This window comes from Pseudodesulfovibrio sp. zrk46, from assembly GCF_012516435.1.
GTDB lineage: Bacteria > Desulfobacterota > Desulfovibrionia > Desulfovibrionales > Desulfovibrionaceae > Pseudodesulfovibrio.
In genome coordinates, this window is sequence record NZ_CP051216.1 from 159,788 (window position 1) to 181,600 (window position 21,813).

The window sequence follows — 21,813 nt, forward strand, 5'->3', positions numbered from 1 at the left end:
GAAATCACTGCAAACTGGTGTATCATCTGCATAAAGGCGGAACAGATGAGCGACCCTGAGTACACAATTACACAATTGGCGGCCGAGCTCCGCTCCTATTCTCCCGACGCGGTTTCATCCGAACCCGCCGGGCTCAAGCCGCTTGTGCAAGGGTTCTTGAATTTCCTTGAGAAAACCCCACCGGAAGAAACCCGGCAGGCCGCTCCCAAAGCTGACACCGTCCTTTCCCTGAACAGAATCCTCCAGAAGAGCCAGGATCCGTCCACCATCAAATCATGCCTGAGGGCCATGCTGCGAGCAGGTCGATTCGGCCGCATCCTCAGCGCCCGGTTCGTACACGGCAAGTCCATCCCCATGCGTAAGCTGGCCGCCATCCTGACCTCACTTCCGGCACGGGACCGCCTTGCCCTGAGCCATGAAATGCTGCTGGACAAAAGCATCCAGCGTGACAAGCAGACCCGGGAATGGCTGGAAGGGCTGATCAACTCCCTCGCTGCCGTGCAACCAGAGGAACTGACGCCCTTTGTTGCCGAACTGGGCCGATGCGGTGAAACGCTGGCATTTCCTGCCAAGCAGGTCATCATCAGCGGGCTGTTCGGCGAATGGCTGTCCACCACTCTGAAAACCGGCACCAGCGGCGATGCCATGGAAGACCTTTGCTACATGGTCTGGGCGTTGGACGATCCCGAGCATGCGCACACCCTGGCGGTATCCATCAGCGTGGGATTCATCACCGCAACACCGCTTGCCCTGCGCACCGTCGGCCACCTTGCCGAAGCCGGCACAAAGCCGGTACTCGACATGTTTCTCAAGGTGCTCAAGACCTCAGACAAATCACTGGCCGGCCCCTGCCTGGATGGCATCATCGCCCAGTACTCCCCGGCCTCCGGCAAGCTGTTGGCCACCCTGCGCCTGAAGATGCCCTCGCTGGCCAAAGCGGCCAATACGCGTGTCCCGCTTCTTGGCGAGAAGGCTCACATCTCCTACCTTTCCTCACTACCGAAAGACAAACGAGAAAAGGCTGAGGCCGATGCCTTCTCCGCCCTTCTCGCCATTGCGCCCGACTTCGTTGAGAGCCTCACGCGCACGGGCGTGGCCCCGACCGCTGAACCCCCTCCAGAACCCACCAATGGAAACGGCAACGGCGCGATAAATACAGGCACCAGTTGCCACAAACCGGGCTTCCTCACTCGCATCCTGGGCCGTGCGCCAAAGACATTGGAAAAGGTCCTGCCCAAGGCCCGCAATGTTCGCGACATGGAGCTCATCTGTTCCAAGGTAGCGGATACGGAGATTGACGGACGGGAGTTCATCGGACTTAACCTTTCCGGCTCCAGCTTTTCCGACGTCAAGTTCGTCCGCGCCAAACTTGCCAACAGCAAGCTCGTCAATTCGATGTTCAGCGGCGGCGAGCACATTGGCGGCACATTCAACAACAATGATTTTTCCGGCACAGACTTCTCAGACGTTGTCTTCTCCAAATGCTCCTTCAACGACTGCGACTTCACTGGTGCGGCTTTTTCCAACTGCAAGTTCCACGAATGTCGCTTCCGTGGCTGTACACTGAGCGGCGCAGCGTTCATCAGCGGCACCATGATCAAAGTCGGATTTTCAGTCTCAGTGCTGTCCGGCGTCACCTTTTTCGAGATCCACGTCACTTCTTCCCGCTTCGATGAGGTGGAGTTCACGAATGCATCTTTCGAATCCGCCGAGTTTCAAGGCGTGGAGTTCAGCGATTCCGTGCTGCTGGGAGCATCACTGACCAGAACCACCTTCCACGCCGTAGACATGCCCGGCTCCACGGTTCACAACTGTCGCATTTTACACTCGGACCTTCCGCACTCACTATTCCTGACCAACCGGGTCCGGCAGTTCTCCACACAGGCATCCAAGGCTGAGAGCGAACCTCTGCCCGACCCCAATATTGCCCCGCCCGGCGCTGCCGGGAAGGTCCTTCGTGCCTGGGCTCGCGAGATGACCTTCTTCCGCCGCGAAGAAAGAATGCAGGCATACAACCGCGCCCGTCTGAGTCGCGCCATCAACGCCTTTGAGCTCAACCAGCAGATATACATTCGCATTCTGCCGTACCTGCTTGGCACCGATGTTTTCGAAAACAAATTCGACATTCAAGGCGTGCCTTCCTGCTCTGTGTGGGGCTACACTCCCGGACTGACCACGCTGGAACTCGCCTCACAATATTTCCCGGAACACAAGCCTAACCGGGCCAAGGCCACGGTCAACATCGTGGCTGTCTACGCCATGGGCAGTCTCGGCTCCGTGGCCCAGACCGCCAAATCGGACATCGATGCATGGGTCTGCTACGACGGCGACCTGACCATGCAGGAAGAGGCGGGACTCAAGCGCAAGCTTGATGCTCTCGGGCTATGGGCAGAGAGTGAATTCGGAATGGAAGCGCACTTCTTCCCCATGCGCATGGACGACGTACGCGCCAATATTTTTTCTTCCGGCGACGAAGAGAGCTCCGGCTCTGCACAGGCGCTGCTGCTCAAGGAGGAATTCTACCGCACAGCCCTGCGCATAGCAGGCAAACACATTGCGTGGTGGGTAACACCTGCCGGAACCGACAAGGCAACCTACGATAAATACATGCAGGCAGCTCGTCGCTATCCTCTCACAGGGCGCCCTCGCCTGGAAGATTTCGGCCACCTCGCGCCGGTTCCGGCCGATGAATATTTCGGTGGTTCACTGTGGCAAATGGTCAAGGCAGTCCACTCGCCCTTCAAGTCGGTGCTCAAACTCGGCCTGCTCGAAACGTATGCCGACCCCAAGACTTCACCCATTCCCTTGTGTGACCGCATCAAGCACAACCTGTTCATGCGCCGTAGAGGGGTAAAGCGGACCGATCCGTACGCCACCCTCTTCTCCACCCTTCGCGGCTACTACGCCAAACGTGGCGACAAAAAAGCTGCAGGCCTTCTCACCGAGTCATTCAAGTTCAAGGCAAACCTCTGCGATATTCCCTTCTTCATGAATCTGCCCGCCCGGCCCGAGGATGCCAGTCTCATTGAAGCGTTGTTCGGCAAGGCATACACCGATCCGGACAAGATCTGCTCCGCAGACACACCGTGGACCTTCGACAAATCACTCAGGATGGGTTCAGCGGTTCGTGAGTACATGGTGAATACCTACCAGCGTATTCAGGGAGCGTTGCGCCAGAACGGCAGCACCGACGCCCTCATCAATGCCGAAGACCTTACCCGCATGGGCCGCCGCATCGGCGCGAACTTCTCCAAGAAGCCCAACAAGATCATGCGAGTACCGTTCATGGACACCAAAGGTGACGGTTTCCCGATTCTTCATCTTTCCGCACAGAAGGCTCCGGGCAAGAAACCCATCTGGATCGCACGAGGCGGCTCCCGCTCCGAAGCAAAGAAGTCAGCCGATTCGCTCCAACTGCTGCACCGCAGCGGCGACGCAGTCATCATGCTCACATGGCTTTTGGCGAACCGCATCTACAATCCGCGCAGCCTGCTGCAGGCGGACCGCACCATCGCGCCCCTTTCCGTGGCAGACCTGCAGAAACTCATGCCCGCCATGTATGAGTTCTTCCCCTTTGACGAAACCTTCGAGCGAGACATCAACGAAGGCTTAGACGCCGAACGCGTGACCCGCGTATTCATGATCTTCAACCTGATCACCGCAACAGAGGCGAAGAAGATTGAGACCGTGTCCTGTGTCTATACGACAAACTGGGGCGAAATGTTCTGCAAGACCTTCCGCAATCCCGGCAAGGAATTCGAAGAATTTCCTTCCAAGTATCTCGCCAAGCATCTCGATCAGCCTGTGATTGATGCACCCCAGATGCTGCTGTTCATCCCCAAGGGATCACAATGCAAGAGGATCAATCTCATATGAGTTTGAATAAACCGGAACCGCCGTACTACGCAGTAATCTTCACTTCCACTCGCACTGAAGTCGACACGGGGTACGCTGAAACGGCTGCACGCATGTTGGCCCTTGCCCAGACAATGCCAGGATTTCTCGGTGTGGAATCCGTCAGAGAAGAAACCGGGATCACTGTTTCCTATTGGGAATCACTGGAAGCCATCAGAGCATGGCGGCTCCACCCGGAACATTTGAAGGCTCAGAAACTGGGCCGGAAAGAATGGTATGAGAATTTCACCACCCGAATCTGTGTGGTGGAAAAACAGAACAGCTTCGTTCGCTAAAAACGATAGCGGTAGTATTTGACGTCTACGTCCATGAGAGGGACGGAGTCAGGGACGTCATTACGCGCGACTTCGACAAAGCCGTTTTTCTCGTAGAAACGATGGGCGGCGTGATAGACGTCCACGGTGCCGAGATAGATTTCACTCACACCGCCAGCCTTTGCCCCTTCCAGCAACGTCTGCATCAGAGCGGCAGCAACGCCGTGCTGCTTTCCACGATATTCCGACTTCACGAACATCTTGCGCAGAGCACACACTCCGTCACCGCAATCCTTGATGGCGATGGTGCCAGCCAGATCATCTTCCACATAGGCGAGCCAGAAATTGCCCCGCCCCTGCTGATAGAAGCCGGGAATATCCCGCAGGTCGGGCTGGGCCTCGGCAGAGGTGGCAACGCCGAACTCTTCGATCTGGATGGTGGTGATGAGCTTGATGATCTCGTCGGAAGACTGATTTACGTAGGGCGTGATGCGCATGACTAGAACATCCTTGTGGCGACCCAGTCGAGCACCATGGCCGGGTTCACCGGGACCTGTGTGTTGAGGGCTTCCTGGGCCTGATCGAGAATGAGCCCGATGCGACGCAGAGACTTAGGATCATGCTGCTGACGCATGGTATTGGAGAGCGGCGTAGCGCAGTTACCGGACAGGGCTTCGCGCAGTTCACGCTGCATGCCCAGCACCACCTGCATGGCGAGGTGCTTGTCCACCGCCCCTTTTGCCGAGGTGCGGCCAAACCAGCCGCGGCCGCTGGACCAGAAATTGACCAGCGCACGAGTCCATTCATCGATCTCGGGATTGTTTTGCCGAACATCGGGCCACGCTAAAGTCACGACCCACGAACGGGATACCAGCGTCTCAAGCAATCGCTCCCGCTGTGGTGCAGTCAGCACGAACACATTACCGGGACGCGGTTCTTCCAGCGTCTTGAGCAGTGCGTTGGCCGACTCGGTCATGAACATCTGGGCCTCGGCAAACACGGTCACGCGGTGGCCGTCGCCGTTGGGCGGCTGGCCCCAAGTGCCACGCATCTCACGGACAGGTTCCACCTTGATCAACCCTTCGCGACCATCAAACATAATCAGGTCATTAAATGCGAAATCCGCGATCTGCTTACACGCCGGACACTGGCCACACGGAATGGAACCGGAGGCGCAGTTAAGACGCATGGCCCAATACAGGGCGAGGGCGACGCGGCTATCCGCATCGCCCCCTTCGATAACTATGGATTGCGGAGGATCATGGGCGATGGCATTGAGGCGTTTGACCGCGTGTTCGTGCCCTATGAGGGCAGCCAACGGATCGGCGTTCGATGTCATCTACCGTTCCCTCCTTAGAATGTCTGAACTCGGTCCGGACCGACAGAAACGATGCCGATCTTCACGCCGGTAATCTCTTCGATACGACGCAGGTAGTTAACCGCGTTCTCGGGCAGTTCATCCCAGGAACGAGCACCAGTGATGTCGTCATCCCAACCGGGCATGGTCTCGTAAACCGGCGTGACGTAAGCCATGCCGTTCTGCTCCTGCGGCGGGTAGGCGATCTGCTCACCCTTGTATTCGTAGGAAGTACAGAGCTTGATTTCCTTGAGGCCGGACAGCACGTCCAGCTTGGTGATGGCGAGCTCGGTGGGACCATTCAAACGGACGGACTCCTTGAGCACCACCAGATCCAGCCAACCGCAGCGGCGCTTGCGGCCGGTGGTTGCGCCGAACTCGTGGCCCTGCTTCTGCAGGTAATCGCCGTCAGCGTCGAACAGTTCAGTTGCGAACGGGCCGGAACCAACACGGGTGGTGTAGGCCTTGACGATGGCGATGATGCGATCGAGGTCACGAGGGGAACAACCAGCGCCACCAGCAGCATTGGCGGTGACGGTATTGGAGGAGGTCACGAACGGGTAGGTGCCGTGATCGATATCCAGATGGGTACCCTGCGCGCCCTCGAACAGGACGGAGCCGTTCGCTTCCTGAATGGCGGAGGACACGTCGCCCAGATACGGGACGAGGCGCTCAGCCACGGGCAGAACTTCGTTGAAGACAGCGTCGACATCCATGGGCTCTGCACCGTACAGGTGCTGGAACAGAACGTTCTTCTCTTCCAAAGCCTTGGCGATCTTAGACTTAAGCAGATCGGTGTCGGTGAAGTCACCGGCGCGGATACCGCAGCGATTCATCTTGTCTTCGTAGCAGGGGCCGATGCCGCGACCGGTGGTACCGATCTTACCGTCATCGGACTTGGCGGCCTCACGGGCCGAATCCATGAGCCGGTGGTAAGGCATGATGATGTGAGTCTTCTTGCTGATCATCATACGGGCCGCGGAGACATCGAGTCCCTTGGCGTCCAGCTTGTCCAGCTCTTCACAGAAAACGAACGGGTCCAGAACCACACCGTTACCGATGAGGCACTGCTTGCCTTCGTGAAGAACACCGGAGGGAATGAGATGCAGGATGCACTCTTCGCCGTCCACTACCAGAGTGTGACCAGCGTTGTTACCGCCCTGAAAACGGACGATAGCCTTAGAGTCCTCTGCCAGCATGTCGACGATTTTGCCTTTGCCTTCGTCTCCCCACTGAGAGCCGAAAACCACAATATTGGCCATGTTATTGCTCCTTAAAAAACCGGGAAAACCGTCCCGGCGGAATTTACGCACACAAACGGTTATCTTCCGTAAGTATAAATATGTACGTATGTCAACTACAGGAGGGTATGAATTATTTCCTGTTTTTCGGTGTCAGAGTGAGTAGCTTGCCCCGACGCGCCTTCTTCTTTTCCTCTTCCCGGGCGGCCTCTTCCGCCTCCAGCGCCTCTGGGGAGTCCTGCACGGGCTCCCTCTGGACGGGAGTCTGCGGCGCGGTCAGAGCCATGAGATCAATATCCGAAGGTTCTTCACCGGGCATACGAGATTGCGCCCAGTTGTAGTTGAAAAGCTGGTTCTTCATGCGGGTGGACTGGATGAGATTGAAAACGATAACCGCTTCTTCCCATCGTTTGGTGGGTTCGAAGTTCGCCACGATTTCCGCATATTTTTCCCAAAGGCTCATGAGCGAGGCTTCGTCAAACGCATTGATCTGACGAGCCAATTTGAGAAGGGCCTTTTCCATATATGAATCAGACATGGTTAATCCTTACATTGTACTTGGCGCGAACGCCGGGATTTTTAGCCATAGCAAAATTACCGTCAACCCGCCAACGCAAAATCGCCCCCGGCCCCAGAACGAGGCCGGAGGCGATTAATTCAATTTCGACAATCTAGTACAGGCCCTTCTTGTTGAAGTACGGGCTATATCGATGATCCACACCCATGATGTGCTTCACCAGCCAATCCTTCAGGAAATCAAGAACTTCCATTGTCACCGATGCCTTACCGGACAAAATCTTCTGTTCGAACTCTACAACCTTCTCCACGAACATCTTGTGCGCCTGCACATGCCCTTCTGTCTCGGGGTAGTCATACTCCTCGAACAGCGTCTCTTCGTGTGCAAAGTGGAATACGGTGTAATCCTTGAGCTCTTCCAGCACCTGCGCCACGGCTTCCTTGCCCTTGCCGGACACCATGGCCTTTTGCAGGGCATTGATAAGATTGATCAAACGGATATGCTGCTCATCAATCTCACGAATATTGGTGGACAGTTCATCGGTCCACTGCATCATGCCGCTGGAATCGCTGGCCCTGAGACCGGAGCGATCTGACATGCGCAAGCCCTGCACCTTGAGCTCCGCCTCGATTTCCTTGAGTCCCCGGCCCGCCTTCTCCACCTGAGCCGAACCTGTGGACATGTCACGAATAACAACATCCAGATCAGAGGTCATGGCAGCCATGGAGTCCAGTTTCTTCGCAGCCAACGCCATGCCTTCAGCGGTTTCGGAAGCAACCCGGGTAACGTCGGCCACGGCCTGATTGATTTCTTCGCTGGCAGCAGACTGCTCTTCCGACGCCGTGGCAATGGATTCCACCATATTGGCGGTATCCTCGACGATGGCCACGATCTCATCCATGAACCGCCCTGATTCGCTAGCTGCTTCGGTGGATTTGACGATATCCTTCACGGAATTCTCAACAGCGCGAATATTGCTGCGGGCCTGTTCCTGAATGGTATTGACCGCCCCGCCGACTTCCTTGGTGGCGTCCATGGTCTTTTCGGCAAGTTTGCGAACTTCGTCTGCAACAACGGCAAAACCGCGACCGGCCTCACCGGCACGGGCAGCCTCAATGGCGGCATTCAGGGCCAACAGGTTGGTCTGGTCAGCGATATCCGTGACCACGTTCATAATATGGCCAATGCTTTCGGCCTGCTGGCCGAGCTCAGACATGGATTCATTAAGATCAAGAATCTGATCCTTGATTGCATCAATGGAAGTAACAGCCTGACGCACGCCCTCGGCACCAGTCTGTGCGTTTTCACGAGCACGGGCGGCAGCTTCTGCTGCATTGGAAGCATTATTGGCTACTTCAAGAACAGTCGCATTCATCTCTTCCATGGCCGTGGCAGTCTCGGTCATGCGGTCACGCTGTACATCTGTACCGTGATTGACCTCATCCACCTGAGAAGCCAATTCAGTGACGGAACCGGCCACATCGTGAGAGATTGCGCTAGCCTTCTGCGCGGCTTTAGCCATGGCATCCAGCAATTCTTTGACCTGTTCCTGCTGTTTTTCAGCCGCCTCCTTGGCCTTTCGTGCTGTCGAAGCATTTCGTTCGGCCTCGGTCTTCTGAGACGCCACTTCAGCGATATTTTCCTTGATATTCTCCACCATGGTGACGATGGAATTTTTGAGGACCAACAGTTCCTTAACATAGTCGCCCTCAATCTTCGCATCCAGATTGCCCTTGGCCACCTCACCAGCGTAATTCTGCAGGTTGGAAAGCGGCGTCGTCAGCCGAGAGTTGAGGCTGATCAGGACAATGAGGACGATAATAATTCCAACTCCCACGCCGACCATCTGTACAATGAGCAGAGTAGTAACCCGGCCTTCCGACTCTTTCTGCATCATGCCCACAGCGCTATTCATTTCCTTGAGCACGTTCAGGCTGATTGCAGAGAGTTTGGTCACATCAGGCTGTCCTGAAGCCACAGCCTCTTCAACATTCTGACGATAAGCGACCCACAGCTTTTTCACCTTGCCCAACTGAGCGTACACGGCAGGGCTGGCTGCTGGCAAAGAGGCCTTTGCTCCGGCGGGATCCAAGCTCAAGGGAGCGTTACCGGAATCAGACAACGCCATAAGGGTGGATTCGAAGACAGCGATGGTCTTCTCGATATTTGCTTTGTAAGCAGCATTGCCACTCGCACCATATGCCAACGTTTCCTTGGCCAACTTCTGGCTGAGCATCCGCTGTCTTCCAGCAAGATTGATGATCAGGCTGTCATCCTTCTGGCTTGAGGTGACGACCCAAGTGGCGGCGAACATGCCGACAATGATCAGAGAAATGAGTGCCACTGAACCAATAAGACGCATTTTGATATTCACACAGTCCTCCAAAAAAACGATATGCCTGTCTGCGAGACTTCAAGCCCACTTCCGACAGAGGGAAATAAGCGCATTATGAAGAACCTAACCGACTCTGCTGGAAATAACAACAAACAGGGCCCCTCCTTTTACGGAAAAGCCCTGTTTATATTAGTGGTTCTTTATTAATTAGAAGCGCTCGAATCCGGTATCATCGTCATCCATGCCCAAGTCTACGCCGTTGCCCTTACTCGGTGCCGGAGCAGCCGAGGGGAGCGGCTGAGCCGGACGATTGACCACGGTAGTCTTCTTTGGTGCAGGAGGTTGGCGCATCATGGTGTTGCCGCCATATCCGCCTACCTGGAAGAAGCGCATGCTTTCCTGCAGTTGCTGCGCCTGACCGGCCAGCTCTTCTGCAGTGGAGGCGACTTCCTCAGAAGCGGAAGCGTTCTGCTGGATAACCTTGTCCATTTCGTGCACTGCGGAATTCACCTGATCACCGCCGTTGCGCTGCTGGTTACTCGCGGCTGCGATTTCCTGCACCAACTCTGCGGTCTTCTGGATATCCGGCACGATCTGGCCAAGCAGCTCACCGGCCTGTTCCGCTACTTCCACACTGGACACCGAGAGTTCACTGATCTCGGCAGCGGCGGTTCCAGAACGCTCGGCCAGCTTGCGAACTTCGGCCGCAACAACTGCAAAGCCCTTACCATGCTCACCGGCACGCGCGGCCTCAATGGCTGCGTTCAATGCCAGCAGGTTGGTCTGACGGGCAATGTCTTCAATGATGGAGATCTTTTCAGCGATCTGCTTCATGGCCTCCACGGTCTTGGCTACGGCATCGCCGCCGCGCTCGGTATCCGTGGCCGCCTTGTTTGTCATGTCGTCAGTGATCTTTGCATTACTGGCGTTCTGCTCAATGCTGGAGGTCATCTCTTCCATGGAGGCGGAGACTTCTTCAACACTGGAGGCCTGCTCAGTGGCACCTTCGGACAGGATGGTGGCGGAGGATGCCAGCTCCTCACTACCGGCAGCAACCTGCTCGGTAGCGGTAGCGACTTCGCCGACAACCCGACGGAGCGCCGTCAGCATGTCTGACATCGCCTGGGTCAACAGACCAACTTCATCCTGACTCTTGACCTCAATGTCATGGGTCAAGTCACCTTCTGCCATGGCATTGGACACGATCAGTGCCTGCTGCAACGGCAGGACCAATCCGCGAACAACGAAAATGACCACGGCAATAAGCAGTGCGATACCTATGATGGTGGGTATCAAAATCTGCAACCTGAGACTCATGACCTGAGATTCAACATCGTCGACATAAATACCACTACCCACGATCCAACCCCAAGGCTTATACAGCTTGACGAAGGAGATCTTGGGAACAGGCTGGTCAGATCCGGCCTTGGGCCAACGATAATTTACGAACCCCTGTCCGTGCTTCTTGGAGACAGTGACCATTTCCCGGAAGAGGTAAACGCCATCTTCATCCTTGAGACCGCTTACGTCCTTGCCTTCAAGGGAAGCCTTGGCACCGTGCATAACCACGACATGGTTCATATCGTTGATCCAGAAATACTCACTACCCTTGTAGCGGAAACCCCGAATCTCGTCCTTGGCACGCTTTTCAGCCTCTTCCTTGGTGACAGCACCAGAGGCGGCCTGCCCTGCCCAGTAATCGATGACGCCATAAGCGACCTCGACCACGCTCTTGGTGGCGACGCGCTTTTCTTCCATCAATGAATTGCCAACAACCGGGATAAAGTATCCCAGCAGCCCAATCAGAACCAGGGCCACAGTTGCGAGGAACAAACTGAGAATCTTGCTCCTCATTCCCCAATCCCTAAAGCGCTTCATGACAACCCCCTTTTTCTGCCCATTCAATTTGAGATCTGCATACTATTGTACAACTTTGGATCAACTATGCCACATTTGTTAATATGTGGGAATTAGAATCTTATTATAAACTGCAACGTTGAATGATTTTTTGACCGTTATTATGCATTTCACACCATGAATATCCCACCCATTTGCCTATTGAGGAGACGTTTGCCCGCCGTGGGAAGGTGTGCTAAGACCGCGCCACCGAGAGAACAACAGGGAGTTTACCGACATGAGTGATCTGAAAAAAATGTATAGTACCCTTCAGCAGGACCCGTTTCCGGAGGACCTCAAGCTCACTCTGGGCGACCAGGAGCTGACCTTCCGCAAGCGCACCTGGGAGATCGACGGCGAGACCAAAGGTCTGCGTTACGGCGAGAACCCGGACCAGCCCGCCGCGCTCTACGAGCCGGTGGCAGGCGCGCTCGAAGTGGGTGGCGTCAAATTCATCGGCGCAGGACAGGGCCTTGTTTCCGCACTGACCGAAGAGCACATGCTCCAGGCAGGCAAGCACCCCGGCAAGACCAACCTGACCGACGTTGATAACGCACTGAATATTTTGCAATACCTTTCGGCCAAGCCCGCCGCGCTGATTCTGAAGCACAACAACCCGTGCGGCGCAGCCTGGACCGAAGACGGCGTAGCCGAAGCTTTCCGCCGCGCCTTCGAGGCTGACCGCATTGCCGCATTCGGCGGCGCTGTTGTGGTCAACCGTACCCTCGACCTCGCCACTGCCGAGCACATCAGCAAGGTTTACGTGGAAGTGGTCGCAGCCCCGGCATTCGAAAACGAAGCCCTTGAGCTGCTGAAGAAGAAAAAGAACCTGCGCATCCTGCAGATTCCCGGCATCACCGAGCTGGCCGAACTGGCCCAGCAGCCGTTCCTGGACATCAAGTCCCTCTCCGACGGCGGCATGGTGCTCCAGTTCTCCTTCCGTAACCGCATCCTCACTGCCGACGACTTCATCGAAGCCAAGGCAGAGAAGGACGGCAACGTCTTCCTCGCCCGCACCCCCTCCAAGCAGGAAGCGGACGACATGCTCTTTGCCTGGGCCGTAGAAGCCGGAGTAACTTCCAACTCCGTCATCTTTGCCCGCGACGGTGTCACCACCGCCATCGGCACCGGTGAGCAGGACCGCGTTGGTTGCGTGCTCCTCGCCACCACCAAGGCCTACATCAAGTACGCCGATCTGCTCGCATCCAAGGAACTGGAAATGTCACTCTTCGAGTTGAAGTTGGCAGCCATCAAGGATGCAGACATGAAGGCCAAGCTGGAAGACATCGAGAAGCGCACCGAAGAAGCTCGCGGCGGCCTGCCCGGCTCCGTAGTCGTTTCCGACGGTTTCTTCCCGTTCCGCGACGGCGTGGACCTCTGTATCGATCAGGGCGTCACCGCCATTGCCCAGCCCGGCGGTTCCATCCGCGACAACGAAGTGATCACCGCCGTGAACGAAGCCACCCCGCAGGTGGCCATGGTCTTCACCGGACAGCGCTCCTTCAAGCACTAAACTGGCGAGACATTGAAAAAAAAGACTTCGCCGAACACGATTCGGCGAAGTCTTTTTTTAGATAAGACACTAAAGAGGATGCCGCTACGCGGCGATGTCTGATGACTTCGCCTCCGGCGGCCAAAGGGCTATAACCCTTTGGAATCCCATTCTGCGCCTGAAGGCGCAAAGTGATTGATAATAGAAATTTCCGCGCCGAAGGCGCATACGGGATTCTTAAGGCCCTCGGCCTTAAGCCCGCCAGAGGCGAAATCACCTGACAATCGGAGGCCGCAGACCGACCTCCCCACCTGATTTCACTCTTTAGGATTCCGAAACCGCAGCTTCATGACCAGCACGGACGCGGCCAGAACAAGGGTCACGCTGTTGGCAAGAACAACGGACAGTGAATCCACAAGCAGGCCGTAGACGAGCCAAAGCGTCACACCTGTGCAGAGCAGCAGATACATACGCAGGGAGATATCCTCCACGGATTTTGTCCGCCACGTATGTAATACCTGCGGAACAAAAGAAGCGGTGGTGCAGCACCCGGCGATGATGCCGATGATTTCCATGGTTTCACGAGTCATGGACACTGCATAGCCCGGCGTACTTACGCTGGCAACAAAATCGTGTTAAAAAACGGTCACACTCAAAGTGACCAGAAAATAAAGTAGTTATACATGGCTAAAACGATGATCCCCGGCCCTACCCTCCGCCCCGGCACGGTGGTGGAATTCATGCACGGCGACCAGCCCCAGCTCGCTTGGGTCTTGGAAGACGCCTCGGGCAAACTGCGCATCCTGACCATCAACAAGCGTGAGATGAAGCTGCCTGCCGCGCGCCTTTTGCCTTGGCACGGCCCGGTGCATGACAGCGAATCCAACCGTCAGGAGATTCAGGATATCCTGAATTCGCATCAGGAAAAGCGAGGAGAAATCCAAGCCGGACTGGACGTCATGGAACTATGGGCCCTCGCTCAAGGGGAACTGGAAAGCGCCCCCCTTTCATGGTTCGCCGGGCTCCTGTGGGAAGAACCGAATGAGGATGAAATCGCCGCCCTCGGCCGCGCCATGTTGGGAGCAAAGACCCACTTCAAGTTCCGCCCGCCGAATTTCGAGATCTGGTCCGAGGAACAGGTCGAACTCAAGATGCGCCAGAAGGCCGAGGAAAAAGCACGCGAAGCCATTGTTTCCGCAGGCCAGGTGCTGCTTCAGGAGCTGTGGGCCGCATACAATCAGGGGCGCAAACCTAAGCTGCCCGTGTTTGAGGACGACCTTGCCGACAACCTGAAAGGCATCCTGCGCCGCAAAGTTGGCGACAACCTCGACGAAAACGAGCGCAAGATCTGGACTGCCATCAGCAAAGGCCTGCCGGACACACCACACCTCGCACTCTTTCTTTCTCAGGCATGGGGCATCCTGCCGCGCCACCACAACTACCTGCTGGACGAGGCGGAATATGATTGGGGCAACGAATGGTCTGAATCATTCAGCAATGAAATTGAACAGATAGAAAACACATTTTCCAATCAGTCCGAAGAGATCGATCCAACCCCATATATCAGCATCGACGCCATCACCACCCGTGATATCGACGACGCATTCTTTATCGAAAAGGAAGATACCGGCTACAAGCTGACCATCATTCTGGCCCGCCCCGATGCCCACTGGGAGTTCGGTTCCCCGCTGGATCGCGCTGTCATGAACCGCGCTACCTCCCTGTATCTTCCTGAGGGCACGGCACACATGATGCCAGAACAGTTTGGCACCGAACTGTACAGCCTGATTGCCGGAAACAAGCGCCCTGTGCTGTTTGCAGATTTCCATCTGGATATGGATGGCAAGCTCACCAAGGTTGAGCCACGTACCGGCTGGGCCGAGGTCACTGCCAACATCACATACGAAGATGCTGACGCCGCCATCAGGGATGAGACCGACCCGATGCTGGTACTGGCGCATGATCTGGCCGAGAAGCTGATCGCCCGTCGCATTGAGGCAGGCGCCTGTGTCATCCGCAAGCCCGAGCCCATCGTGACTGTAGAAGGTGAAGGCGCACAGTCTTCGGTGAACATCACCTTGAAGGAAGAGTCACCGCGTTCCGAACTAGTCATCAGCGAGTTCATGATTCTCGCCAACTCCGGCCTTGCTCTTTGGGCAAAAGACAATGACATCCCGCTGCTGCACCGCACGCAGGATATTGCGCTGCCGCAGGAGTCCGCTGGTATATTCACCGAGCCCGCAGAGATTCTTCGCGCGGTCAAGCTGCTGCTGCCGCCCATTCTGGAGACCTCCCCCAAACGTCATGCAGCCCTTGCGGTTCCGGCCTATGCGCCCATTACCTCGCCGCTGCGCCGCTACACTGATCTCATCAACATGGCGCAGGTCTGTACACAACTCGCAGACGGCACGCCGCGCCTCGACAAGGACGCCCTCGACAAGCTGGCCGTCACCCTCGGATTGCGCGTCAAATCTGTCGGTGCCGTGCAACGGTTCCGCCCACGCTACTGGAAGCTGGTGTACCTTGCCAAACGCCGCAAGCAGTTCCAGTCTGCGGTCATGGTGGACGACAACGGTCCCATGGCGACCCTCGCCATGCCGGAACTTCAGGTGAACGTCCGCGCTCCCAAAAAGCTCCTGGGCGACAAGCTCTACCCGGGCCAACGATTCCAGATCAACTTCACCCGGGTCGATCCTCTCACCAACGAAATCCGCATAGCCGAAGCGTTGGAAGAGTAGCTACCGCACTTTATAAGCAAGAAAAGCCGCTCCAAATGGAGCGGCTTTTTTAGTGCCATTTGTATGAGAAGCTAGGCGTCCAAGCCCTGCTTCATCATGTACTTGAAAATAGTCTCCATGAACTTGCCGCTTGCAACATCCGCCAACGAAAACAGTGGCAAATCTACCGCCATGGAGCCGGTGTAGGCGAACCATATTTCGGAAGAGATCTTGTCCAAAGCCGGAGTCAGCAGTTGCGCCCACAGGTCGCCATCTGCGCTCTCATCCAGACCAAAGGCACGGCACTGCAAGGGACGATGTTCGAACAGCAGGCATTTGTCTTCCACCAGCAACGGACAAATCGTATTGGCTGATGCCAGACAGTATTCGCTATCTTCACCCTCTTGCCCGATATCGCTAGCCGCCTTGCGTTCGCCTTGGGCGGTTTCCACGGCCCGCTCGATGACTTCAAGACGTGCTTGACCAGTCAATTCGAGATTGATTCGATGGCTGATATGAACGGCCTCGGCGAGGCTGAGACGAACCGGAGTAGTACAGCATTCCTTGTGATCCAGACCACAGGCGATACCTTGAGGGCCATCACCGGCAAGCTCGTTCACACGCTCTACCAACTCTTCATAGTCATTAAAAAATGGAGAGAGATCGACGAGGCGTTTGACCTCTAGCGACGGTTCGCGCACCGTCAGACGGCCCGACTGTTTGCCGTACTTGCGCACCGTGCGCCACTGCACGAAGTTGGCAGGCTTGCTCTTGAGTTTCTTGAGCGCCTTGCCTGCGAGCTTGTGCCCCAGGCCGCGCCGGAGGAGATAGGAGTTGAGGACTGTGCCAGTTCGTCCGATACCGTGTCGGCAGTGTATAAGCACCTTCTTGCCAAGATAGATGGCCTCGTCCAGCCATTCCAGTGCCTTTTCCAGCTCGATCAACTCGGGAGCTTCCTCATCCTCCAAAGGAAGATAATGGACCTCGAAACCGGCATCGGCCTCGATGTCATGCAGATCACAAAACTCACCGCACAGGTTGAGGATGGCGTCGATACCCTGCACCTTGATGGCCTCAAGCTGGGCATGGCTCATGGGGGCATGCCCCACGCCGAGCTGATCGGTCACCCATGTGACCTGATAGGCGTACTGCTGTTTTTTCTTCCTAAATCCGAACATCGCGGCTCTCCGCATCCTCGATGAATCGTTCTACCTCGGCCTGCACCTGCTCCTCGTTCTCCATGCGCATATCCATGAGGCGAGTGACGGCCATAAGATACCCCAGTCGCATGAGCAAACGGCGAGTTTCGTTCTCCGACATCTTTGCGCACTTGGCGTCGATCATGTCACCACGCGTAGTGGTCTCGAAACCATAGCGCGCCAGCACGAGACGGATGAACTCCAGCCGCAGCAATCTTTGATCGAAACCGGCCCCACCGCCCTTGAAACGGAAATTGATGTAGTTAGCCCCTACATCCGATCCGCACACCGAATCCACCACCGAGAAGTGGTAGCCGAAACGGATCATGAGGTGGAGATAATCGGATGAGATGAGCCCATAACTGGCAAGCAGTTTGGAATCAAAGCTGAACACGCCAGCCGAAATCTTGTCGAACTCTTCCCAGTCCATGTGGGTCATCTTATTGGGCCACTTTACACGCGGATCGGACAGCCCGTACCACAGCGCCCACATGGGACGGCTCTTGATATCCTCTGGCGTAACCAGCTTACTTTTGGAGCCGTTGCCAAAAAGGCCTTCGCCCAGATCAAGAAGGTACATGACCAGCGGCAGATCGGTCTTGAGGCGTTTGGAAGCCCCCATGCCCCTGCCTCGCTTGTCCACCAGCGAGAACATCTCACCCACGGCCTTTTCATGGCAGAAGCGAACGACATCATGCATGGAACGGCATCCGGCCGGAGTGAATTCCTCCGCATCCGGGTCGGTCAGATTGAGCTTGACCGTTAGCGGCACCACATTGGCGTATTGCTTGATGACCTTTTCCGGAACAGTCTTGCCTGCACGAGCACGGGTCAGGATAGCCTCTACGCACCCTTCATAAATATTCCCGGTAAAGCCATCCACGGTCACGACTTCGCCCTGCTCGGGCATCTTGATATCGCCAACCAGCACAGGGCATCCGACCTCGCGTGCAACTGAAGCGAAATGGCTGGCACGACTGCCCGTCGTCGCGATAACACCGCTCATTTTGTTCACGAAGGTCAGTAGCGCAGGCTTGAGGGTCGGCGTGACAACAATGGCTCCTTCCGGAATACGCGCGATTTCCTCACCGGAAGGCGCGTAATAAACCTCGCCACATCCCACGCCGCGAGCAGCGCGTTCCATTCCCTCGGCAAAGGGGATGGCAGAGATGGGATCGTGCTCAACAGCGGCTTCCTCGCGCTCACTCTGAAGTGGACGCGCCTGAATAATATACAGTTCACCGGTCACATCCTCGGCCCACTCGATATCCTGCGGACAGCCAAATGCTTCTTCCAGCGCCAAGGAATGACGAGCCAACTCCTTCAGTGTGTCCTCACTGGGCAATCCACCCACGTCAGGGGTGCAGTCCGGATCCAATTCGAATGGTTCCACCCGGGAAATAGTCGCCTTGTCAGGTGAAATGCTGCCGTCAACAAGGGCTTCACCAAGACCATGAACACCGTACACGCCAATGGAGTTGCCGCCCCGGCAATCCGGATCCTGCGTATAGACCACGCCTGCATTATCAGCGTCCACCATGGGAATGACCAAAATGGCCATGGCGGTTTCCGAGTCGGTCAACCCATTGGAAATACGATAGGAAACAGCGCGTGGACAGAACTTGCCCGCCAATACCCGCTTGTACGCTTCCAGCACGTCATTGGGCTGAACATTGAGTTCGCTGGCATACTGTCCGGCGAAGGAGATATCGCCGTCCTCGGCCAATGCACTGGACCGGACCGCAATGAGGTCGTCACCGGAGATGATCTCGGACACCGCGAAACGGATTCCACGCGCAATCTCTTCCGGGACTTCGGCGTCAAGGATCAGCTCCTGCATCTCAGCGGTGAGTCGGGCCAACAGGTCGCGGTCGCCCACCACCATCTGGCGAAGCCTATCCTCGATTTTGCCATTCAGGTCATTGTAATCGATGAAATAGTTGTAGGCATTGGCTGTGACCACGAATCCCTTGGGAACAGGTACGCCCTCTACCTTGGCAGCCCGGCCCAGATTGCAGGCCTTGCCTCCGGCCAAATGAGGGAAAGAGGCAGCGTCTTCAAGGGTAAGGATATACGGCGGACCGACCTCGGGCTGTTCCAGTTCCAAGGCCATGCGGACGTAGAACTCGATCTTGCGAAAATACTCGGGCAGCTCCATGTAGCCGGTGGGGTTCATCTCCACCAGCTGCCCAGCCATGGTCCCCACGGACTCGGACAGCTTGCCCGCCAGATAATTTGCCCGCTGACGGTCGGCCAGTGTTTCTCCATAAAAAAGCTCTTCAAGATCGGCGATGAGTTCCAGCGCAATAGCGTCGTGCCGGAGTAAAGACTTGAACGCCTCATATTTGCGGCGAAGCAGAGTGCCGGGTGCAAAGACCTGATATGTCCAGTGCTTGAAGAGCTGTGCAATATGCATCCGCTAGCCTCCGATCACTTCCGCGACCTTGGTCTCCAACTCATCCTTGTTGATGGGCTTGACGCAATACTCCTGCGCACCAAGACGCAGTGCGTCGCGCGCGGTCTCCAGCGTGGGATACCCGGTCAGCATAATCGCCTTGATCTCGGGCTTGAGTTTCTTGAGTTCTTCAAGCACCTCCACCCCGGTCATCTTCTTGAGCTTGATATCAAGAATGGCGAGTTCCACCGGATTCTCAGCCACAAATGTCAGAGCGTCCTCTTCTTCGGTGAACGCGTTGACGGTGTGTCCCTTGCGCTCCAGGATGCGTTTAACCAGCATGCCAGCATCGGAAATGTCGTCTACTACGATAATATTGGCCATGGTTCCTCCTTAGGGAATGTCGGCACTATCAGCCTTGATGTCTTCTGCGGGCGCCGGGAGTTCATCTTCACTGTGGTCCAAAGGCACCACTACTTCGAAGATTGTCCCCGGGCCATATTCGATATCCTCTGATTGAGGAAAATTGAAATCCGCCGGCACCGGACTGGTGGCATAAATGTGGCCGTCGTGGTCCTCGATAATACCGAAGGAAACCGACAAGCCGAGCCCGGTTCCCACTCCCACCGGTTTGGTGGAGTAGAACGGATCGAAAATATTTTTGAGTTGATCCTGCTCAATACCTTCACCCGAGTCAGCCACCCAGAGGGTAACTACGCCACTGGGCGTATCCAGCAACGTACGAACGGTCACAACGCCACCATGAGAATTATTGCCGACCATGGCGTCGCGGGCGTTGTTGAGCAGGTTGATCCACACTTGCTTGAGCTTCTCCGGGTCGCCATAGATGATGGGGAAACGGTCATCCAGCTGGAGAATGATTTCCACATGATCCATCGAGAAGGTGTGGCGGACAAGGCTCACGGCCTCCATCACCGAGTTATTGAAGCACATCTCCCGCTTGGTGGAATGAGACTGGCGTGAGAAACCGAGCAAGTCGGCCACGATCTTCTTGCACACCTTGGTCTGCTTCTCGATGATGGCGAGGTCCTGATGAATCTGGCTGCCCTGTTCCACGTCTTCCTGCAACAGCTGAGCGTAGCCCAGAATGATACCAAGCGGCGTGTTGATTTCGTGGGCAACGCCACCAGCCATGAGGCCGAGGGACTCCATCTTCTGGGCCTGCAGCAACTGCTTCTCGTAGCCTTTGATATCGGTGATGTCGCGGTCGGTTCGCAACAGACCAGAAATGGCTCCGTTGTCGTCATAGACCGGGATACAGACCACGTGGAACCAACGTTCCCCTTCATCGGTCCTCACCACCACCTGTGTATCCAGACGTTCGCCGGATTGCAGGATGTCACGGGCCGCCATGTGGCGCTCTTCGGCTTCCTGCTCCTCGAACAGATCAAAGTCGGTCTTGCCTTCAATATCGGACAGCTCTTTGCCTACGTAATCGGCAAAGCTGAGGTTCGCGCCCTGATAGCGCACCCGGGTATCCACCAGAGAAACGCGGTCAGGCGTCACATCCAGAATGGTACGCATGAGCCGCTGCTGATCACGAAGGGTCTGTTCGGCGCTGCGAAGCTCCTCAATGTGCGTCTTCAGAGTCAGGGCCATGACGTCAAAGGTCTCGGCCAGATCCTGCAACTCGTCACCAGCGCCTTTCTGATACACGACACATTCGCGGCAGGAGTCATGGGAGTCACCCGCTTCATCGGGACACTCGGGACACATGGTTCCGGCGATGTACCAGCACCGACGACGGCGCTCGCCAAACGCCGGGCAGGTCGTGATGCCGCAGTTCTGCACTTCCCAGCAATGGACCACATCCCGCGGGCCTGAGTGGGTGTCGAGGTTGCCCATGAGCATGGCCTCGGCGTGTTCGCGCAAATGGCTCAGTCGCTGGGTTACGCGACGGGCGAAAAAGGTTCCGAGCACTGTGGAGAGAAGTAACGCTCCGGCAAACAACCCGGCCATGGTGGTCAACTGCCTGTTCACGGAGGCATCGATACGGGTCTTGGACAACCCGACGCGGACCGTGCCCAGACGGTCGCCGACAACCATGATGGGCGAGGCAAAATCGTAAATACGTTCCAGCCCGTCACCCAGCAGCTGAATATGGAGCTTGGCGTCGTCCTGAACCGTATTGGCCTTGATAAGGTCTACGGGAAAGCCCTTGTGAAATGTATGCGCCAACACATGTCCATGCTTGTCCTGCACGAACACGTAGATGACGTCACCCACGGCAATCTGCTCATCAACCATATTCTTGAGACGCAGAAAGTCCCTCGCCAGCACGGGATCAACAGCTCGCGATGCCAAACTCTCTGTCAGCGCAGAGCCACGCTTCTTGCTCTCTTCCACCAATGTGTTTGAGGTCATGGTACCGACCAGAGGCAGCAGCAATGACGCCATGACAATAAGCACAGACGACATGCCCAAAATGAGCTTGGTGCGAAATTTCATTCTGCTGAAAACGCGCACATCTCCCC

Annotated in this window: 15 protein-coding genes; 4 read left to right on the forward strand and 11 right to left on the reverse strand. The window is 56.2% G+C overall.

What is annotated here, in order from left to right:
* Window positions 1–45 precede the first annotated feature (45 nt).
* Window positions 46–3,876 (forward strand): class I adenylate cyclase, encoded by a 3,831-nt coding sequence (locus tag HFN16_RS00755; RefSeq protein WP_168888879.1) that lies wholly within the window; start codon window positions 46–48, stop codon window positions 3,874–3,876.
* Window positions 3,873–4,190, forward strand: a complete 318-nt coding sequence (locus HFN16_RS00760) for an antibiotic biosynthesis monooxygenase (protein WP_168888880.1) — start codon at window positions 3,873–3,875, stop codon at window positions 4,188–4,190. The genes HFN16_RS00755 and HFN16_RS00760 overlap by 4 nt, the downstream gene beginning before the upstream one ends.
* On the opposite strand, the gene HFN16_RS00765 is transcribed toward HFN16_RS00760, so the two are convergent.
* The 6 genes from HFN16_RS00765 to HFN16_RS00790 all read right to left on the reverse strand — a co-directional run bounded on the left by HFN16_RS00765 (window position 4,187) and on the right by HFN16_RS00790 (window position 11,497).
* A complete protein-coding gene (locus tag HFN16_RS00765) occupies window positions 4,187–4,666 on the reverse strand; it encodes a GNAT family N-acetyltransferase (protein WP_168888881.1) in 480 nt (159 codons plus the stop codon). The two genes, HFN16_RS00760 and HFN16_RS00765, sit on opposite strands and share 4 nt — an antisense overlap.
* 2 nt (window positions 4,667–4,668) lie before the next feature.
* On the reverse strand, window positions 4,669–5,508 hold the full coding sequence (locus tag HFN16_RS00770; RefSeq protein ID WP_168888882.1) for a DNA polymerase III subunit delta': 840 nt from the start codon (window positions 5,506–5,508) through the stop codon (window positions 4,669–4,671).
* 14 nt (window positions 5,509–5,522) lie between these two features.
* On the reverse strand, window positions 5,523–6,788 hold the full coding sequence (locus HFN16_RS00775; protein ID WP_168888883.1) for an adenylosuccinate synthase: 1,266 nt from the start codon (window positions 6,786–6,788) through the stop codon (window positions 5,523–5,525).
* A gap of 112 nt (window positions 6,789–6,900) precedes the next feature.
* Window positions 6,901–7,290 (reverse strand): hypothetical protein, encoded by a 390-nt coding sequence (locus tag HFN16_RS00780; protein WP_348771080.1) that lies wholly within the window; start codon window positions 7,288–7,290, stop codon window positions 6,901–6,903.
* 148 nt (window positions 7,291–7,438) lie between these two features.
* Complete coding sequence (locus HFN16_RS00785) at window positions 7,439–9,658, reverse strand: bacteriohemerythrin (protein ID WP_168888885.1); 2,220 nt, start codon at window positions 9,656–9,658, stop codon at window positions 7,439–7,441.
* 168 nt (window positions 9,659–9,826) lie between these two features.
* Complete coding sequence (locus HFN16_RS00790) at window positions 9,827–11,497, reverse strand: methyl-accepting chemotaxis protein (RefSeq protein WP_168888886.1); 1,671 nt, start codon at window positions 11,495–11,497, stop codon at window positions 9,827–9,829.
* A 256-nt stretch (window positions 11,498–11,753) separates the two neighbouring features.
* Here HFN16_RS00790 and HFN16_RS00795 point away from each other — a divergent pair, with 256 nt between their 5' ends.
* Window positions 11,754–13,028: an IMP cyclohydrolase gene (locus HFN16_RS00795; protein ID WP_168888887.1), complete on the forward strand. Its 1,275-nt coding sequence runs from the start codon at window positions 11,754–11,756 to the stop codon at window positions 13,026–13,028.
* 296 nt (window positions 13,029–13,324) lie between these two features.
* On the opposite strand, the gene HFN16_RS00800 is transcribed toward HFN16_RS00795, so the two are convergent.
* On the reverse strand, window positions 13,325–13,597 hold the full coding sequence (locus HFN16_RS00800; RefSeq protein ID WP_247648395.1) for a SemiSWEET transporter: 273 nt from the start codon (window positions 13,595–13,597) through the stop codon (window positions 13,325–13,327).
* A 93-nt stretch (window positions 13,598–13,690) separates the two neighbouring features.
* On the opposite strand from HFN16_RS00800, the gene HFN16_RS00805 reads away from it, so the two are divergent.
* The gene (locus HFN16_RS00805) at window positions 13,691–15,745 is read left to right on the forward strand and encodes a ribonuclease catalytic domain-containing protein (RefSeq protein ID WP_168888888.1); all 2,055 of its coding nucleotides are present in this window, start codon (window positions 13,691–13,693) and stop codon (window positions 15,743–15,745) included.
* A gap of 71 nt (window positions 15,746–15,816) precedes the next feature.
* On the opposite strand, the gene HFN16_RS00810 is transcribed toward HFN16_RS00805, so the two are convergent.
* From HFN16_RS00810 to HFN16_RS00825, 4 genes are read right to left on the reverse strand one after another with little or no spacing between them, the layout of a single operon-like run.
* The gene (locus HFN16_RS00810) at window positions 15,817–16,902 is read right to left on the reverse strand and encodes a dual specificity protein phosphatase (protein WP_168888889.1); all 1,086 of its coding nucleotides are present in this window, start codon (window positions 16,900–16,902) and stop codon (window positions 15,817–15,819) included.
* A complete protein-coding gene (locus HFN16_RS00815) occupies window positions 16,889–19,339 on the reverse strand; it encodes a PEP/pyruvate-binding domain-containing protein (protein ID WP_168888890.1) in 2,451 nt (816 codons plus the stop codon). The genes HFN16_RS00810 and HFN16_RS00815 overlap by 14 nt, the downstream gene beginning before the upstream one ends.
* A gap of 3 nt (window positions 19,340–19,342) precedes the next feature.
* Entirely contained in the window at window positions 19,343–19,702 is a 360-nt protein-coding gene (locus tag HFN16_RS00820; protein ID WP_168888891.1) for a response regulator, read from the reverse strand.
* 9 nt (window positions 19,703–19,711) lie between these two features.
* Window positions 19,712–21,805: an ATP-binding protein gene (locus HFN16_RS00825; RefSeq protein WP_168888892.1), complete on the reverse strand. Its 2,094-nt coding sequence runs from the start codon at window positions 21,803–21,805 to the stop codon at window positions 19,712–19,714.
* Window positions 21,806–21,813 lie beyond the last annotated feature (8 nt).

Excerpts from the sequence above, each read along its gene's own strand:
- HFN16_RS00755 (WP_168888879.1), top strand. The coding sequence starts at position 46 with ATGAGCGACCCTGAGTACACAATTACACAATTGGCGGCCGAGCTCCGC.
- HFN16_RS00760 (WP_168888880.1), top strand. The coding sequence starts at position 3,873 with ATGAGTTTGAATAAACCGGAACCGCCGTACTACGCAGTAATCTTCACT.
- HFN16_RS00765 (WP_168888881.1), bottom strand. The coding sequence starts at position 4,666 with ATGCGCATCACGCCCTACGTAAATCAGTCTTCCGACGAGATCATCAAG.
- HFN16_RS00770 (WP_168888882.1), bottom strand. The coding sequence starts at position 5,508 with ATGACATCGAACGCCGATCCGTTGGCTGCCCTCATAGGGCACGAACAC.
- HFN16_RS00775 (WP_168888883.1), bottom strand. The coding sequence starts at position 6,788 with ATGGCCAATATTGTGGTTTTCGGCTCTCAGTGGGGAGACGAAGGCAAA.
- HFN16_RS00780 (WP_348771080.1), bottom strand. The coding sequence starts at position 7,290 with ATGGAAAAGGCCCTTCTCAAATTGGCTCGTCAGATCAATGCGTTTGAC.
- HFN16_RS00790 (WP_168888886.1), bottom strand. The coding sequence starts at position 11,497 with ATGAAGCGCTTTAGGGATTGGGGAATGAGGAGCAAGATTCTCAGTTTG.
- HFN16_RS00795 (WP_168888887.1), top strand. The coding sequence starts at position 11,754 with ATGAGTGATCTGAAAAAAATGTATAGTACCCTTCAGCAGGACCCGTTT.
- HFN16_RS00800 (WP_247648395.1), bottom strand. The coding sequence starts at position 13,597 with ATGACTCGTGAAACCATGGAAATCATCGGCATCATCGCCGGGTGCTGC.
- HFN16_RS00805 (WP_168888888.1), top strand. The coding sequence starts at position 13,691 with ATGGCTAAAACGATGATCCCCGGCCCTACCCTCCGCCCCGGCACGGTG.
- HFN16_RS00810 (WP_168888889.1), bottom strand. The coding sequence starts at position 16,902 with ATGTTCGGATTTAGGAAGAAAAAACAGCAGTACGCCTATCAGGTCACA.
- HFN16_RS00815 (WP_168888890.1), bottom strand. The coding sequence starts at position 19,339 with ATGCATATTGCACAGCTCTTCAAGCACTGGACATATCAGGTCTTTGCA.
- HFN16_RS00820 (WP_168888891.1), bottom strand. The coding sequence starts at position 19,702 with ATGGCCAATATTATCGTAGTAGACGACATTTCCGATGCTGGCATGCTG.